This window comes from Rummeliibacillus pycnus (assembly GCF_002884495.1).
GTDB lineage: Bacteria > Bacillota > Bacilli > Bacillales_A > Planococcaceae > Rummeliibacillus > Rummeliibacillus pycnus.
The window spans coordinates 23150-39370 of record NZ_KZ614145.1; the positions used below are offsets into that span (position 1 = coordinate 23150).

17 protein-coding genes and 1 riboswitch are annotated in these 16221 nt (G+C 34.4%); of the genes, 9 read left to right on the plus strand and 8 right to left on the minus strand.

Translation table 11 applies throughout. The features are described from left to right. Positions 1–3: 3 nt before the first annotated feature. Entirely contained in the window at positions 4–255 is a 252-nt protein-coding gene (locus CEF14_RS00225) for a GlsB/YeaQ/YmgE family stress response membrane protein (protein WP_102690969.1), read from the plus strand. A gap of 49 nt (positions 256–304) precedes the next feature. Here the strand turns inward: CEF14_RS00225 and CEF14_RS00230 are convergent, their stop codons facing one another. From CEF14_RS00230 to CEF14_RS19340, 7 genes are all read right to left on the minus strand, one after another. Continuing rightward, positions 305–1351, minus strand: coding sequence for a Cj0069 family protein (locus CEF14_RS00230; RefSeq protein WP_102690970.1), 1047 nt, complete (start codon positions 1349–1351; stop codon positions 305–307). Positions 1352–1953: 602 nt separating this feature from the next. Then, positions 1954–2307, minus strand: coding sequence for a hypothetical protein (locus CEF14_RS00235; protein ID WP_211284542.1), 354 nt, complete (start codon positions 2305–2307; stop codon positions 1954–1956). 82 nt (positions 2308–2389) lie between these two features. Beyond that, positions 2390–4123 carry a thiol reductant ABC exporter subunit CydC gene (gene cydC, locus CEF14_RS00240; RefSeq protein ID WP_407690466.1) on the minus strand — a complete coding sequence of 578 codons (1734 nt, stop codon included), beginning with the start codon at positions 4121–4123 and terminating at the stop codon, positions 2390–2392. A 25-nt stretch (positions 4124–4148) separates the two neighbouring features. Then, a complete protein-coding gene (cydD, locus tag CEF14_RS00245; protein ID WP_102690972.1) occupies positions 4149–5876 on the minus strand; it encodes a thiol reductant ABC exporter subunit CydD in 1728 nt (575 codons plus the stop codon). Between the two features lie 9 nt (positions 5877–5885). After that, positions 5886–6887: a cytochrome d ubiquinol oxidase subunit II gene (gene cydB, locus CEF14_RS00250; RefSeq protein ID WP_102690973.1), complete on the minus strand. Its 1002-nt coding sequence runs from the start codon at positions 6885–6887 to the stop codon at positions 5886–5888. Continuing rightward, entirely contained in the window at positions 6884–8284 is a 1401-nt protein-coding gene (locus tag CEF14_RS00255) for a cytochrome ubiquinol oxidase subunit I (RefSeq protein ID WP_102690974.1), read from the minus strand. The genes cydB and CEF14_RS00255 overlap by 4 nt, the downstream gene beginning before the upstream one ends. 384 nt (positions 8285–8668) lie before the next feature. Beyond that, on the minus strand, positions 8669–8797 hold the full coding sequence (locus CEF14_RS19340) for a hypothetical protein (RefSeq protein WP_281256474.1): 129 nt from the start codon (positions 8795–8797) through the stop codon (positions 8669–8671). Between the two features lie 544 nt (positions 8798–9341). On the opposite strand from CEF14_RS19340, the gene CEF14_RS00260 reads away from it, so the two are divergent. From CEF14_RS00260 to CEF14_RS00295, 8 genes are all read left to right on the plus strand, one after another. Further along, positions 9342–10124: a class I SAM-dependent methyltransferase gene (locus CEF14_RS00260; RefSeq protein ID WP_102690975.1), complete on the plus strand. Its 783-nt coding sequence runs from the start codon at positions 9342–9344 to the stop codon at positions 10122–10124. A 259-nt stretch (positions 10125–10383) separates the two neighbouring features. After that, the gene (locus CEF14_RS00265; RefSeq protein WP_102690976.1) at positions 10384–10857 is read left to right on the plus strand and encodes an NUDIX hydrolase; all 474 of its coding nucleotides are present in this window, start codon (positions 10384–10386) and stop codon (positions 10855–10857) included. A gap of 1 nt (position 10858) precedes the next feature. After that, the gene (locus CEF14_RS00270) at positions 10859–11329 is read left to right on the plus strand and encodes a GNAT family N-acetyltransferase (RefSeq protein ID WP_102690977.1); all 471 of its coding nucleotides are present in this window, start codon (positions 10859–10861) and stop codon (positions 11327–11329) included. A 78-nt stretch (positions 11330–11407) separates the two neighbouring features. Beyond that, positions 11408–11590, plus strand: a complete 183-nt coding sequence (locus tag CEF14_RS00275) for a putative motility protein (protein WP_102690978.1) — start codon at positions 11408–11410, stop codon at positions 11588–11590. Between the two features lie 145 nt (positions 11591–11735). Continuing rightward, complete coding sequence (locus tag CEF14_RS00280) at positions 11736–12044, plus strand: transposase (RefSeq protein WP_102690979.1); 309 nt, start codon at positions 11736–11738, stop codon at positions 12042–12044. A 51-nt stretch (positions 12045–12095) separates the two neighbouring features. Then, positions 12096–12563: an RNA deprotection pyrophosphohydrolase gene (ytkD, locus tag CEF14_RS00285; protein ID WP_102690980.1), complete on the plus strand. Its 468-nt coding sequence runs from the start codon at positions 12096–12098 to the stop codon at positions 12561–12563. Next, entirely contained in the window at positions 12547–13332 is a 786-nt protein-coding gene (locus tag CEF14_RS00290) for an alpha/beta hydrolase family protein (protein ID WP_102690981.1), read from the plus strand. The genes ytkD and CEF14_RS00290 overlap by 17 nt, the downstream gene beginning before the upstream one ends. Positions 13333–13341: 9 nt before the next feature. Further along, positions 13342–13800 (plus strand): hypothetical protein, encoded by a 459-nt coding sequence (locus tag CEF14_RS00295; protein WP_170061389.1) that lies wholly within the window; start codon positions 13342–13344, stop codon positions 13798–13800. Between the two features lie 273 nt (positions 13801–14073). On the opposite strand, the gene pckA is transcribed toward CEF14_RS00295, so the two are convergent. Beyond that, positions 14074–15660 (minus strand): phosphoenolpyruvate carboxykinase (ATP), encoded by a 1587-nt coding sequence (pckA, locus tag CEF14_RS00300; RefSeq protein WP_102694242.1) that lies wholly within the window; start codon positions 15658–15660, stop codon positions 14074–14076. A 201-nt stretch (positions 15661–15861) separates the two neighbouring features. Continuing rightward, positions 15862–15977: riboswitch (SAM riboswitch) on the plus strand. Positions 15978–16221 lie beyond the last annotated feature (244 nt).

A 16221-nucleotide genomic window follows, 5' to 3' on the forward strand; every position in this document is an offset into this window, starting at 1 on the left:
ATTTTGTTCAGTTTCATTTGGTTTTTAATCATTGGAGGTATTTTAGGTTGGTTAGCTGGCCTAATACTGGGCAAGGACATACCAGGTGGTATTATTGGGAATATTATTGCAGGTATCATAGGTGCTTGGATAGGTGGAAAATTATTAGGCGCTTGGGGACCAAAAATAAGTGATTTCTATATATTTCCGGCTCTAATTGGTGCGATTATTTTAATTGCGATTATAAGTTTTATTTTAAAAGCAATGCGGAAATAATCGGATGCGCGAATTCCAGTTTTGGAATTCGCGTTATTAATTTTAATTTCTAGATTGATTGTAAAGTATGTTCTTTTATTTTAAAAATAATTTCATCAGCAATATCTTGTGCTAATTCTAATTCAGAAGTAAAGCCAACACAAGAACAGTTCATCTCTCCTAGTACATATCGATCATTTCCTGCTTCATCTGTATCTAATATGAAGTCTGCAGTCCAAATAAGTGGTAAATCATAACCGCCTAAACGATCCATGACAACTGGCAATTTGCTTAGAAAGAAATCAACTAGGTTTTTCCAATCTTCCGGTTTATCATATCGATAGTTTGCACCAGAAAATAATGTCGCGCTAAATGAATCTTCGCTTTCAACAGGCTTTTTGTGAACAACATTAACGGGTTTATCATGTAGCATGAATAAGCGAATTTCTCCTTCTTTGATCCGTGGTAGAAATTGCATATCTACGAGCATTCCGTTATCACCAACAATATACTGTTCACAAAAATCCATGAAAGCAGCTAGTTCAAAGTATTCTACATGATTATCTTTTGCTTCCGTACATTTAATTGTTGCGTTAAGTGGGACTTCTGTGTTTTCTGGTTCAAGTTCGTCCACTAATTGGACACGCCAAATACCTTCACCTGTCGAACCACGATTTTGTTTTAACACACGTATGCCGTTTGCTAAAGATTTTGGAAAATTATTTTTGAATTCTTCGATTGTATAGTAAGCATACGTATCACTTGGCACAAGAGAAGTATCTGCTAATTTTACTAAAGCATCCTTCGCTCCATAACCAATCATTGCATCAGGATGGGGCATTCCGATGATGCCTTCTTTGCAAAGCTGGCGTAACATAGAAAAATAAGCAGATTCATCTTTTAAATTTCCAGGGTTGATCCGAGAGACATAAGCGATTGCATTTTCTTTTACGTAATCAAAAATTTCTTGTTGTTTAGTCATGTCATAGAAAATTACTTCTGCATCTTGCCCTCGTTGTTGTAAAGCATGAACCATAGGCATTGTATCTTTTCTATAGCCATCTGGCCCTTTGTCGTTGCCACCCTGCACTTCAAAAAAAATAACCTTCTTATTCAAAGAAAATCCTCCTTTAATTTAATTGTAATTCTATCTATAGAATACAATAGTAGTAATATCTGTATGTGAAATAAATGTATAAATTTTATGAATATCTAACTAATACATAGTGAAATATCATCTTTCAACAAAGTTTATATATGATTTTTTTGATAAAAATAATGTATTTTTATCGTTTTTAGATTATCCATTTTCCTGAATAAGAAAAAAGAGGAAGATACGTTTTTAGGAGATCTTAGTAAGATCATATTGAGAAGATTTATTTATCCATTTCCTTTTGATCAATCATTACAATCAGTAATAGATTGAATAATATTGATTACTATATTGTATCATTCAAAAGAGAATTTTGTCTCGTGAAAAATTGTGAAGGAAAAATATTTTTATTTAAATTGTACAGAACTAAATATAGCAAGCAAAATTGAGTACTCTTCAGTATAAATTTACTGAAACAGTTCATGATAAATTCGAGAGAACTTTATATAACATATCTCCAATATTTATATTGGAGATTTTATATAGATAAACCGCGATTAAATTTTAGTAATCGCGGTTTTTTATTTCAATAAAATGGAGGTCTTCATATGAAGCCTCCATCTGTTTTAGATAAGATAAATCAAATAAACGACAGCAACAATCAAAATAATAACGATATATACACTCTTTTTCCAAGATACCTTTAAGCCAAATAAAGCTAATAAAAGTGCTGTTGTGTAGATGCCTACACTCAGAAAACCAATAGCAATACCAGTAAATCCTCCAACTAATAGACAAACGATAAATAGTAAAATCGATATGATAAAGTTAGTTGAAATTCTATTACCGTGGCTTAATTTTATTGGAAATAAATACGTAATTGCATCAATAACTAGCCCTAATAGTAAACCAGCTAAATACATATAAGTAAACAGATGCACGTACTTCACCGCTTCCTGAATTTTCTGATTATTATTCATAATATGAGAGTATTTTAGAGATGAAATAGTACAATTGCCCATTAAAAAGCTCCCGAATTGTAGAATCGGGAGCTTTTACAATTTAATGAATAGGATGATCTAAAGTGTATAATCTTTTATAACGAGAATTATTAAGTAGCAATTCTTGATGTGAACCTTCTAAGAAAACCGTACCATTATCGATAAAAATAACACGATCCATTTGATCGACGCCAGTTAGATGGTGAGTAATCCAAATAATCGTTTTACCTTCTAAAGACTTCAAGATGGTATCAATTAATTTTTTTTCAGTAATTGCATCAAGACCTACAGTGGGTTCGTCAAGAATAACGATCGGTGTATCTTGTAACAAAATCCGAGCTAAAGCAATTCTTTGCCGTTCGCCTCCTGAGAAACGTTCACCCAGTTCATGCATTCGAGTATTGTATCCATGAGGAAGGGATTCAATATAATCATGCATTTGTACTTTTTTGGCTGCTTCTATTACTTCCTCATTGGTGGCATGAACATTCCCTAAACGGATATTATTCATAACAGTTGTGTCAAATAAATGGGGCTTTTGTTCAAGAACACCTACGATAAGAGCAATATCTTCATGGATTGTAGAAGTATCTTGTTCGTTTATTTTAACAGAGCCTTTTGTTGGTTTAAGATCACCTAAAATTAATTTGGCCAATGTACTTTTCCCTGAACCTGTTTTCCCTAAGATGGCAATTTTTTCGCCTTGTTGAAAATGTAAATTCATTTGATGTAAAACATCTTGATGGGTTCCATCATATTTAAAAGTAACATTATTAATTGAAATTGCTAAAGATTGATCTTTTAAATTTAAGACTTGCTCTTTTAAAGAGGCAATGTTTTCATCTTCTACTTCAATCGTATCTAATCGTTTTAAAGAAGTCTCATAATTAGGTAAGTGACTAACAGCATCAGAAACAGGTGCAAAAGATTCTGCTAAAGGAAATACCACTAATACGAATGCTGCAATCCAGATATGTGTGAATTCACCAGCATTTGCACTTATTCCAGCAAAGATAATCATTAGTAATGTCATAACCGCAATAATTGCCTGGAATAATAAATTTCTACGGCGATTAAATGTATTCATAGCATATTCTAGTGCGTCTTGTCTTTGTTCAATGTCTTCATAGGCAGTTAAAAATTTTTGTTGATTGCCACTAATTTTCCAATCACTTAAACCCATCACTGCATCAGTAAGAGATGTATATAATTCGCCTCGAAGTGCTTTCATTTGAATCATTCGTTTACGGTTTGTTAGTAACGAAATAAGAGGAATAATCACCACAAGAACAAACAATAGTAATGCCATCAGTAGTGCAAAAGGAACTGAGAAGAATCCTAATGCAACAATTGCAATGATGTATAAAATGATGGCGAAAATACTAGGAAAGACGGTTTTTAAATATAAATTTTGTAAATGTTCAAGATCATCTGCTAAAACACCCAGTAAATTGCCCGTTGAAAAGCGCTTAGAAAGCGTTAAAGCCTGTGTTTCTAACTTTTGATATAAACGGACACGCATTTTTGAAAGAATCTTTAAAACCAATGAATGGCTAGTTAATTGCTCAGCATAGTTAAATACTGGACGGAAAATACCAAAAGTACGAACAAGCACAATCGGTACATATACCAATAATATATTTTCAGGGTGAGTAGCTGATTTAGAAATCAAGTAACCCGATGTAAACATTAATGCGCTTGCACAAATAAATGTCATTGTTCCTAAGAAGAATACGAGTACCAGTAGCTTTTTATTTTGTTGAACATAAGGTTTTACCCATGCATGATTGAGGATATTAGGATGTTTTGTCGTCATCATATTACGCCTCCGTTCCATGGGATTGTTGATGAACTAATTCGTAGTAATAGCCTTTTTTGGCAAGGAGTTCTTCGTGCGTTCCTTGTTCGACAATTTTACCTTTATTCATAACAAGTATTACATCCATATCCATCATCCAGTGAAGACGATGTGTTGCAAAGAATACCAATCGATTTTCAAATAGTGGGAGCATACGTTGTTTAATTTCCCATTCTGTTTCAATATCTAAATGTGCTGTTGGTTCATCAAACAGTAGAACCTTTCTAGAATGATCGAGGAAAGCTCTTGCAAGTGCGATTCGTTGTTCTTGACCACCACTTAATGCACGGCCTGTTTCACCGATGATTTCATCATACCCATTTGACAGTGAGTCGATTACCACTGTCAATCCAGCGCGTTCACATGCTTTTTTTATTTGCTCTTCTGTGGCATCTTTTGTATAAAAGGCGATATTATTACGAACGGTATCATGAAACAGATAAGGGTGTTGTGGAATATAGTAAATTTGTTTTTGCCAATCATTGTTTGCGAATGATTGAACAGGTTTCCCGTTGATCTCAATGTCAGCGGAATTCGGTTCAGCAAAACCACTCAATACATTGATAAGAGTAGATTTACCCGAACCACTTGCGCCAATTATCCCAACTTTTTGATAGCCTTTTAAATGAAAAGATACTTGATTCAATGAAGGTGCATTTGTTTCCGCATATTGAATGGTTATATTTTTAATCATCATTGTGGATTGTTCATCCCATTTTGAAATTGTTGACGTATCTTGTTTCAATGATGGACGATTTAAAACAGAAGAGATTGCTGTAAATGCATTTTTCCCATCCAATGTTGCATGATAGTCTGCGCCAAATTCACGAATCGGTGCAAAATATTCAGGAGCTAAAATTAAAATCGTTAACGATGGCAATAACACTAGAGAACCCTTAATTAAACCTAAACCTAAAAATAAAGCGATAATTGCAACTGAAAGGCTTGTAAAGAATTCTAGAGCAAATGTTGATAAGAATGCTACTGCTAATGTTCCTATTGTTGCTTTCCGATATTGCTCACTGACATTACGAATATTACGATCATATTTTTTACTTAATCCTAAAAAGCGTAAAGTTTGTAAACCACGAAGTGAATCTACAAAGTGATTTGATAACACTTGATACGTTTCATATTGTTTATCTGCCTTAGCTCTTGCAGCAATTCCTAATAATATAAGGAAGAAGATCAAAATAGGAAGAACAAGCAAGAGAATGATGGCGGATCGAGAATCGAGTGTTAAGGTATAGATGAAAATCATAACTGGAATGACAAACATATTCACTATTTTAGGAAGGAATAGTTTAATGTATTGTTCTACATTTGAAATACCTTCTAATGCCATTGTCACCATATTCCCAGTCCCTTCAGTTGCCGTAATATTAGGGCCGAGATTAAATAATTTGGCTGTTAGTTGTTTGCGTAATTCTGAACCTTTGTTTATAGAAAAATGTGTCATATGTTTTTCTCTAAAGTAAACTACGACATGCTTTGCAACGAAGAAAACAAAAAATAATGACATAGGGAGCAGCTGATCAGACAGCTGCTCCTTATGGAATAAGTTTGTAATTGTCTTCGCTAAATAAATCGCTTGAAGAATCGTAAAGGTCCCTTGTAGAAAACTCATTATCAATAAGTAAACCATTGTTCCTTTTATTCTGCTGAGTTTAAATAGCGCTTTGTCAATCATGTATGTCACCTATTTCTTAGGGCTAATACGTTTACGGAATACGTAGTAACTCCAAATTTGGTAGCCTAATACAAATGGAAGTAATGTACAAGCTACTTTTGTCATAACAGATAATGTGTAATGTCCACTTGCTGCATTTTCAATTGTTAAGTTAAAGGATGGATCAATTGAACTGATCATCACGCGTGGGAATAACCCGATAAACAGCATAGATACAACAAATACAATCGCAAGGCCTGAGAATGTAAAGGCGAAGCCTTCACGTTTTTTATTAGCAAATAGCATACCTAATACGGTTGCTAGAACGGTTAATCCTAATAATAATGGTGTTGCCACTGGACGTACAGTAAATAGATCTGTTTGATAGTAAGATAATACAGCAAAGATCACTTCTCCGACAAAAAGTAGGATATACACTTTATTTAACAAAGAAATGGCTCTTTTACGAACATCACCAGTTGTACGTAAACCAATGAATGTTAATCCATGTACCAATGAAAGTAATACAACAGCTAGTCCACCAACCAATGAGTAGACATTCACAAAATCAGAAAATGATCCATAGAGATGCATTTTTGCGTCAATTGGCATACCACGAACAAGGCTAGTAAATAGCATACCTAATAAGAATGGTGCTGCTACGCTACCAATAAAGAATAGCCAATACCATAAGTTTTTACCTTGATCTGATTTTGCGTGATGACTATATTCAATCCCCACACCGCGAGCTATTAAGACGAGTAGAAGAATAACGAATAATGTGTAATAACCTGAGAACATCGTAGCATACCAGTTAGGGAATGCTGCAAATAATGCACCGCCCGCTGTAATCAACCATACCTCATTTGCGTCCCAGAAAGGTCCGATTGTTGCTTGAATTTGTTCTCGTTCGTGTTTATTTTTAGCAAGTAAGCGTGTTGACATTCCAACGCCAAAGTCAAACCCTTCTAGGAAGAAAAATCCGACAAAGAGAACAGCTATTAATACAAACCATAATTCTTCTAAACTCATTCTCCAAACGCCTCCTTGTCCATTAAATCTACTTTTGTATTGACGTTTTCTTTTAAGATTATGTCTGGTCCTTGTTTTGCTACTCGTGCTACCATCATTATCATAATGATTGCTAGAATGACATAAGCAGAACTAAATGAAATAGTTGAGAATAAAATTTGCCCTTTTGAAACATTTGGCGAAATAGATTGGGCTGTAGTATAGTAGCCAAATACAGTCCATGGTTGACGACCGATTTCAGTCATAATCCATCCTGTAGTATTGGCGATAAAAGGTAATGTAATTGCGCCAATCATTGAACGTAAGAACCATTTTTTGTTTACAATTGATCCACGATTTGCGAACCATAATCCCATTAATGAAAGAAGGACCATTAAACCACCGAATCCAGCCATTATGCGGAAACTCCAGAATACTGTTTTAACTGGAGGAATATAATTGACGTTATCTCCATAAAGTTTTTCGTATTTTGCTTGAAGTGTTTTCATACCTTCGACAGAACCATTAAAATCACTATAAGCTAGATAGCTTAATAAGTAGGGAATGTTGACTTCCCATTTATTTTCTTTATTTTTTGTATCAATATCACCAATTAATGTCCAAGCTGCGGGATCACCTGAATCATTCCATAGTGCTTCAGATGCAGCCATTTTCATTGGTTGAGATTCCATTAAATGTTGTGCTTGAGAGTGACCAGAAAAGACAATCCCGAAACCGGCAATACAAGCGACAATCATTGAATAGTTAAATGATTTTTTGAAAAATTCAGTATTGCGTTTTTTCAATAAGTTGTAAGCACTAATTCCACCAATCATAAAACCACCAGTCGCAAGTGCACCAAAGATTGTATGTGGAAATTCTACTAACAACTGAGGGTTAGTAATTAAAGCACTAAAGCTTGTTAATACAGCTTTTCCATTTTCAACTTTAAATCCAACTGGTTCTTGCATAAAGGAGTTAGCTGCTAAAATCCAAAGTGCAGATAATGTAGTTCCTAATGCAACAAGCCAAGCAGATAATGCAATTACCCATTTAGGCAATTTGTTTCGTCCAAACATCCAAACACCGATGAATGTTGATTCCATAAAGAAAGCAAGTAGAGCTTCTACTGCAAGTGGCGCTCCAAATACATCCCCCATAAAGCGAGAGTATTCAGACCAGTTCATCCCGAATTGGAATTCTTGTAATATACCAGTTACAACACCAATTGCAAAAGATAGTAAGAAAATCTTTCCCCAGAATAGGGACATGTCTAAGTAAATTTTCTTCTTCTTCCATACATACATCGTTTCAAAAATGGCAACAAAGAAAATCATGCTAATTGAAACTGGTACGAAGAAGAAGTGGAAAATAGTAGTAATTGCATATTGAATTCGAGCTAAATCTAATACTTCCATATGAACTTCCTCCTAGGTAAAACCAAAAGATTTTTAACTTCCCTTACAGTATACGACCTGTTTCTTATTATGGAAGGGTAAAATTAGTACAAAGTGTCACGAATTTGTGGTCATATTGTGTCTATTTTGCTATATCTATAGTTAACACTATCTGTATAGTGTTAACAAAGGAATTTCTAATGGATATTTATAATATACTATCCTTTTTCTGTTAAAAACCATACTGATTAAGGCGGGGGATTCAATACATCCTTATTTAGAATTATTCATTACAAGTATGCTGTCACAAAATTTCTAAAAGTAAAAGTAATACAGTTGTGAAGAAAGTGTGAAATTAGTAATGATTTTGGATAAAAATGGAGGTTAAAAGCATTAATTATGTAGTTATAAGTTTAGATAATTTTTCACTGTCTCTACTTTTGATAATATAAAATGCATTTTTGTATGGGCGTAAAGCTGTAGTTCATCAATTGTAGCTTCTGCATCTAGTAAAGAAGAGAAATTTATCTTCACTATAAAGTGAAACTTCTATCAGTTACTGACGGTGAGTTGAACCAATCGAGCTTTTACGGATAGTTATCCCTCCCCCTATCTTCTTTGATTCACTCTCAGATTTCAGGTGGGGTTACTGCCTGTTAATGCGAGATAAAACAAGCATCCAAATAATACGATAACAAAAATCTACATTCGAATAAGATTGGATGAGCAGTTTAAAATCGTTATAATAATTATTTTTAATGGTTGCTTCGACGATCCATTGAATCGTATAGCCGAGTTCTTGGTCACTAATTCGTGTGGTATTCCCTGTTCGTCTAGTTGTTTCCCTCTTTCTTTTACAGCAGGAGCTGATCAGTGGACGCGACGCCCTAATTCACTCATTACTTTTACAACTGTTTCACAATATTTGGGGGCTTTAATGGGGTTAGAGGATTGAATAATATAAACTAAGCAAAATGTAATAAGGAAATCTTATAGATTATTATTAAGTATGTAATATTTACTTATAAACCTTTTATTGTAAAATAAGTATATAATTTGTTTCTGTAGGAGGTATAATATGACAATCGATTTTCATAGTAAAGATAATCGTTCTTCCTATGCTTCAAGAAATGCAGATGTAAGTTGGCTACAAAAGGTGAATAAGATTTGTGATGTGAAAGGAAAATCTGTTTTAGATATTGGGTGTGGTGGAGGAATTTATACAAAAGCCATAGCTGATATGGGCGCTTTTACTGTAACAGCACTCGATTTTTCTGAACAAATGCTTTTTGCGGCAAAAGAAAATTGTAAAGCATATCCCAACATAACATTTCAACAAGGTAATGCTTTAGAAACAAATCTAAAAAGTAACCAGTTTGATATAGTCCTTGTGCGTGCAGTGATACATCATATTGCAGATTTAGAAACATGTTTTAAGGAAGCATTTCGAATTTTAAAACATGGTGGAATCTATCTTATTCAAGATCGAACACCCGAAGATTGCTTGCTTAAGGGGAGTGTAGAACATATAAGAGGATATTTCTTTGAAAAATACCCTAGTATTCTTGAAAAAGAAGTAGCGAGAAGACATTCTAGTGAAATCGTATTGCAAACTCTTCAAAATATAGGATTTCAGCATTCTAGCCAATATCAATTATGGGAAACAAGAAAAATTTATAAAACGCTAGAAAAATTATCAGAAGACATCTTAAGTAGAAATGGACGATCCATTCTCCATGAACTAAATGATATACAACTACAGGATCTTGTCTCATATATAAACAGTCAATTGAAATTTAAAAACAATGAACCAATTATCGAAAAAGATAGATGGACTATTTGGAAAGCAGTGAAACCGTAAATGTCGATACGCTTCGTGCGGTGCAAATTCAATGTCCTGAGGGAAAGCGAGACAGGTGAGATTCCGCAGGTATGTGGAGGAGGCTCACCACTCGCCTGCACAAATTATTAATGTCTTGAACCTAGTTGTCTCTTTATCCTCAAATTGAATTGTAAGAAATAATTACGCTTTTGTTATATTTAATTTCTGCAAAGGCAATATCTAAGTAATTTGCAGAAGAATAATAGAAATATAATTAAAAAATTTAAGGGGTTTTTTCATGGGATATGTCAAAGAGTTAAGAAAGTTAGTAGGGAGTCGTCCGCTGATTCTTGTTGGTTCAAATGTAATTGTTTTAGATAAAGACAATCGATTACTGATGCAATTAAGAAAAGATAATAATTGTTGGGGATTAGCAGGTGGCGCATTAGAACCTGGAGAAACGCTAGAACAAGCAGCAAAAAGAGAATTGAAAGAAGAAACCGGGTTATTCGCCAATACGGTTACGTTGTTTAAGGTATTCTCAGGAGAGGAATTCTACTACCAATATCCGCATGGTGATGAAGTATATAATGTGATTTCAACTTATATTTGTAAGGATTATACAGGAAATTTGAATGTTGATCATGTAGAAGTTCAAGCATTACAGTTCTTTGAAATTCAACAATTACCTTCGAAAATTAGCCCGCCTGATTTGCCTATTATCAAGGAATTTATCAATTGTTTGATGCAATCAGAAAGAGGGGGTGATTAAAATGGGATTAAGGCCCTATTATATAGATGATTTACCGAAGTTAAAAGAATTTAGGCTACATAAAGAGCAACATTCATTGACCCTGATGCCGGTTGATAGCTTAGCATTATGTAATAATGACCCATCACGTCATGCCATAGTATTAGAAGAAGATGGGGAGATTGTAACTTTTTTTGTTTTGCATGAAAAGGAAGGTGTTGCTCCATATAGTACGGCTAGCGATGCTATTTTATTACGTGCATTTGCTACAAATGCAATTCATCAAGGGAAAGGGTTTGGTAAAAATGCATTGCAGTCTTTACCAGCATATATTAATGAATACTTTCCGAATATTAATATAATTTACTTAACGGTTTACCTATTTAACGAAAGAGCAAGAATGTTATATCAAAAAATAGGTTTTACCGATACAGGTGCACGAGAAATTCGCAGTGGTGGAGAGTTAATGGTGATGAAATGGTCTATTTCCTAATAGGGGAATATAGCGTAGAACTTTTACTAATAAAAAGTATTTTTCACCCGATAGTATTGTTGTAAAGGAGTGATACGAATGGATTTGAATTCCATTATGGCAACGCAGCTTTCAGAACTTCAACAAACTGTTCAAATGAGTGTATTGCAAAATGCGATGAACATGCAAACGACTGCTGCTGTTCAGTTATTAGATCAAATGCCTGAACAACCACAAGCAACACATCCATACAAAGGATCTGTGATTGACGTACAAGTTTAATCGAAATGCCTCCACAAGCTATCGATTACAATTGACATGACTTTACAACTCCAATGACATCAGATGGTTTCTTTAAACTATCTGGTGTTTTTTTGTATAAAATTATTTATAAAAACTAAACTAAAGATTAAAAAGGAGAATGTATATGTCTAATGTTGATGTTTATGTTTCAGTCATGCATAAGTATTATAATTTTTCACCGCATCAGGCTCCATGGGAATTTCATATAAATGTAGATCGTGAAATGTTAACAGTATTTGATCAGCTTTTTGCACAAATGAAAAGTTGGGATGACAATAGTATGTGGAGAGCGCAAATTCCTGCAGTTCCATATCATTTTGATGAGCAAAATGATGAGGTGGATAAGCGTTTAAAAAAGGTGTATGCACTTATTCATGAGTATGGAGATCAAGAGACAAAAAAATTCATCGAACAAATGCCTTACTACAGTTGATTGATGACGTTACCTTCGTTACACTAAATACGATAGGGAGTGAACGAAGGTATGTTTACATATACAGATTTAAATGGCAACGGTTGTGAATTATCTTTTAAAAAAAATGCTTTCAGAATTATTCCAAAACATGTACTTGTTTTAGCAAAGTATGAGGGAAAATGGTTGCTAACAGAGCATCCAGAACGCGGCTACGAATTTCCAGGTGGTAAAGTAGAAAATGGTGAGACATTAGAAGAAGCAGCGATAAGAGAAGTATTTGAAGAAACAGGTGCTAATATTTTCAATGTAGAGTGGCTTGCAACTTACATGGTACAAGAAAATAGCCCCTTTACAAAGGCGGTTTATACAGCAATTGTACAAAATGTTGACTCTAACCATGCAAACAGGGAAACTAAAGGTGCTGTTTTTATGACAGAAGAAGAATTAATAACAAACAATCGATTAAGTTTTTATATGAAAGACTTAGGTATGAAGAAGATTTTAGAAAAGGTGAGTGAACGTGAAGACAAATGGTGAGATTGACTATTTGAGAGATTATCCATCACCTAACCCACGTATAAAACTAATAGAAATCGCCTATTGGTCAAATGGTTTACGTGTTAAAGGTTTGCTTGCTACACCAATTGTTAAAGCAAATGATGAGGGTATACTATATTTGCGTGGTGGTATGCAAGGTGTTGGCATGGTACGACCTGCACGTATCGCACAACTTGCTTCACAAGGATTTATTGTCTTTGCTCCATACTACAGAGGTGTACGTGGTGGTGAGGGAAGAGATGAATTTGGTGGAGAAGATCGTTTTGATGCAGTCAATGCAGTAGATGTATTAAAACACTTTTGTCACAATAAACGGATTCACATTTTTGCATTTTCAAGAGGTGGTATTATGGCGCTATGGACGGGAATATTGCGCGATGATATTACTTCAATTGTTACTTGGGGTGGCGTTTCAGATATTAAATTGACATATGAAGAACGAGTTGATATGCGCAGAATGATGAAACGCGTTCTAGGTGGTTCTCCTCAAAAAAATCCAATTGCTTACGAAGAACGACATCCCATACCTCGTATTGATGAGATCAAAGCACCTGTTTTAATTGTTCATGGTATGCAAGATCAAAATGTAGGATTTAAACATGCTCAAATATTAGAAAATGGACTAAAGTTTTTTAACAAGCATGTTGAAACTTGGTATTATCCCGATTATACGCATTTTTTCCCGAGCGAAGTTAATCGGAAAGTGGTAAATGGTGCTTGTCAGTGGATGAAATTGCAACAATTATGATAGTGGGTGATGAATTTGGGCTATATTAAGGCAAAGATTGACTTAAAATTAAATGATACTATTTTAGATTTTTCTGAGAGGTATCCTTATTGGAAAGAGCTTTGGTCTAATTACACTGAACATTATTCAGAAGTCCAAATTCAAAATTGGAAAGAAGAAGAACAGACAATACAAGAGTTAGAACAAATTAGTTTCCTTTCACGAAATGAAGGACTTGTCAAAATTCATCAAGTCTTGTTAAGCGAGGAAACACGAGACTATTTTCAAAACCATGCTTCTATAAATGAAAAATTAAAATGGTTTTCTATGGTTTTTCATGATGAAGAGATGATTGAAGGGATGGAAATTCATAATTATGGTGAAGAAGTTTACTTCAATCAAGTAACAAAGGAAGAAGCCGAGCCAATCTTAGAAATGTTTGAACAATTAAAATGTGCCGTTGAATTCATACCAGATGATACAGATTAATAACAATAAGCACTACAACTTGAGTTGTGGTGTTTTTTGCTTTTTTGAGGATAGATCTAAAGTTGCAAAAACTGATTGGAGAGAATACTTAAATTGCTAAGAATGCAAATACAATTAGAAAACTCGCAAATAAAAGCATTATAATCGAAAGTAAAATACTAAAAGTCGTAAATAAAATAGAAAACTTAATCCAACAAAACAAAAAAACCGAGCAGCTTGATTAAACTGCTCGGGTCCATCCGATCGGATGATTTACTTATAGGTTTAAAGGAATTAAGCGATTGGAGCACCTTTTTTAGCGATTTCTTCAGCAACAACGCCGAATTTTTTGAAGTTCTCATGGAACATACCAGCTAATTTTGTAGCTTTTTCATCATAAGCTTCTTTATCATCCCATACGTTACGTGGGTTTAAGATTTCAGCAGGAACACCTTCGATTGCAGTTGGTAAAGAAAGACCAAAGATTGAATCTTTTTCTGTGAATACATCATTTAGTTTACCTTCAATTGCAGCGCGTACCATTGTACGAGTGTAAGAAAGTTTCATACGGCTACCTTCACCGTAGCTTCCGCCAGACCATCCAGTGTTCACTAAGAAAACATTTACTTTATGTTCGTCAATTTTCTTACCTAACATTTCCGCATAAACAGTTGCATGTAATGGGAAGAATGGAGCGCCAAAGCATGTAGAGAATACTGGTTCTGGTTCTACTACTCCACGTTCTGTACCAGGAATTTTAGAAGTGAAGCCTGATAAGAAGTGATACATTGCTTGTTCTTTTGTTAATTTACTGATTGGAGGAAGAACACCAAAAGCATCAGCTGTTAAGAAAATAACTGTTTGTGGTTGACCTGCAACAGATGGATCAACGATATTTTCGATATTTTGAATTGGATAAGCAACACGAGTATTTTGTGTTAATGTTGCATCATCATAGTCAGGAATACGAGTTTCAGGATCCACAGTTACATTTTCTAGAACTGTACCGAAAGTAATAGCATTATAAATTTCAGGTTCTTTTTCAGCAGAAAGATTGATTGTTTTAGCGTAGCAACCACCTTCAATATTGAATACACCATTATCAGACCAGCCGTGTTCGTCGTCACCGATTAATTTACGATCACCATCAGCAGATAAAGTTGTTTTACCAGTACCTGATAAACCGAAGAATAGTGCAACGTCACCTTCTTCTCCAACGTTTGCTGAACAGTGCATTGGAAGAATACCTTGTTGTGGTAATAGGTAGTTCATGATACCGAAGATAGATTTTTTCATCTCACCAGCGTATTCTGTACCACCAATTAAGATGATGCGTTTTTCTAGTGATACGATGATGAATGTTTCGGAAGCTGTTCCATCAATTTCTGGATCTGCTTTAAATGTTGGAGCAGAAACAATTGTAAAGTCAGCATCATGATTTTGTAGTTCTTCTTCAGTAGGACGGATGAATAGTTGGTGAGCAAATAGGTTGTGCCAAGCGTATTCATTAACAACTTGAATTGCTAAACGTGATTCTGGATCTGCTCCTGCAAAACCCTTAAAAACAAAAACTTCTTCTTTTTGTTTTAAATAGTTAACAACTTTGTTGTATAATGAATCAAATACTTCCGAAGAGATTGGTTGGTTAATTTTACCCCAATCAATTTGATCTTTAGATGATTCTTCTTCTACCATAAATTTATCTTTAGGAGAACGTCCTGTATATTTGCCTGTTACTGCACGAACAGCACCATCAACTGTTAAGATTGCTTCACCACGTGAAGTTGCTTTCTCCACTAATTGTGGGACTGAAAGTTGTTCCAAAATATTATGACCTTGTAATAACTCCTTCAGTTCATTCGCAATTTCTACTGAATTCATCTTTGTTCGTACCATCCTTTTTATATTATTCCCCTTGTTGTGGGTTTGTTTTATTCATTTTCAGAAATAGTATAACACATTGAAATTAATAGTCTATACTAATTAATGATTATTTTTTTTAAATTTGTCTTTTTTTAATATGAATATAAAATAGTTTGACTTTCAAATCAATATCCCTTACTATATGCATTAGAACGGATACTCTTATCCCGAGCTGGTGGAGGGTCAGGCCCTATGAAACCCGGCAACCTGCATTATTGTTCACGTAATGCGTTGGTGCTAATCTGATGCAAGGATTATTCCTTGAACGATAAGAGTGAAAGGTGCTTACGAAACATATCCTTTCCTCATTGTTTACGATGAGAGAAAGGTTTTTTTTTTCAAAAAATAGAAGCAAATCTGATTTGTTTCATTATTATATGTGATTTGTAGGATTCTATTTATATTATGTAATGGCACTTTCTATAACCTCGTGTTAAAAAGCAGCTGTTAAGCTGGCTTGGCGTTTATCTGTATTTAAACGGACATGGGTAATGAGTACCGTATCTTTTTTCGAGAGGA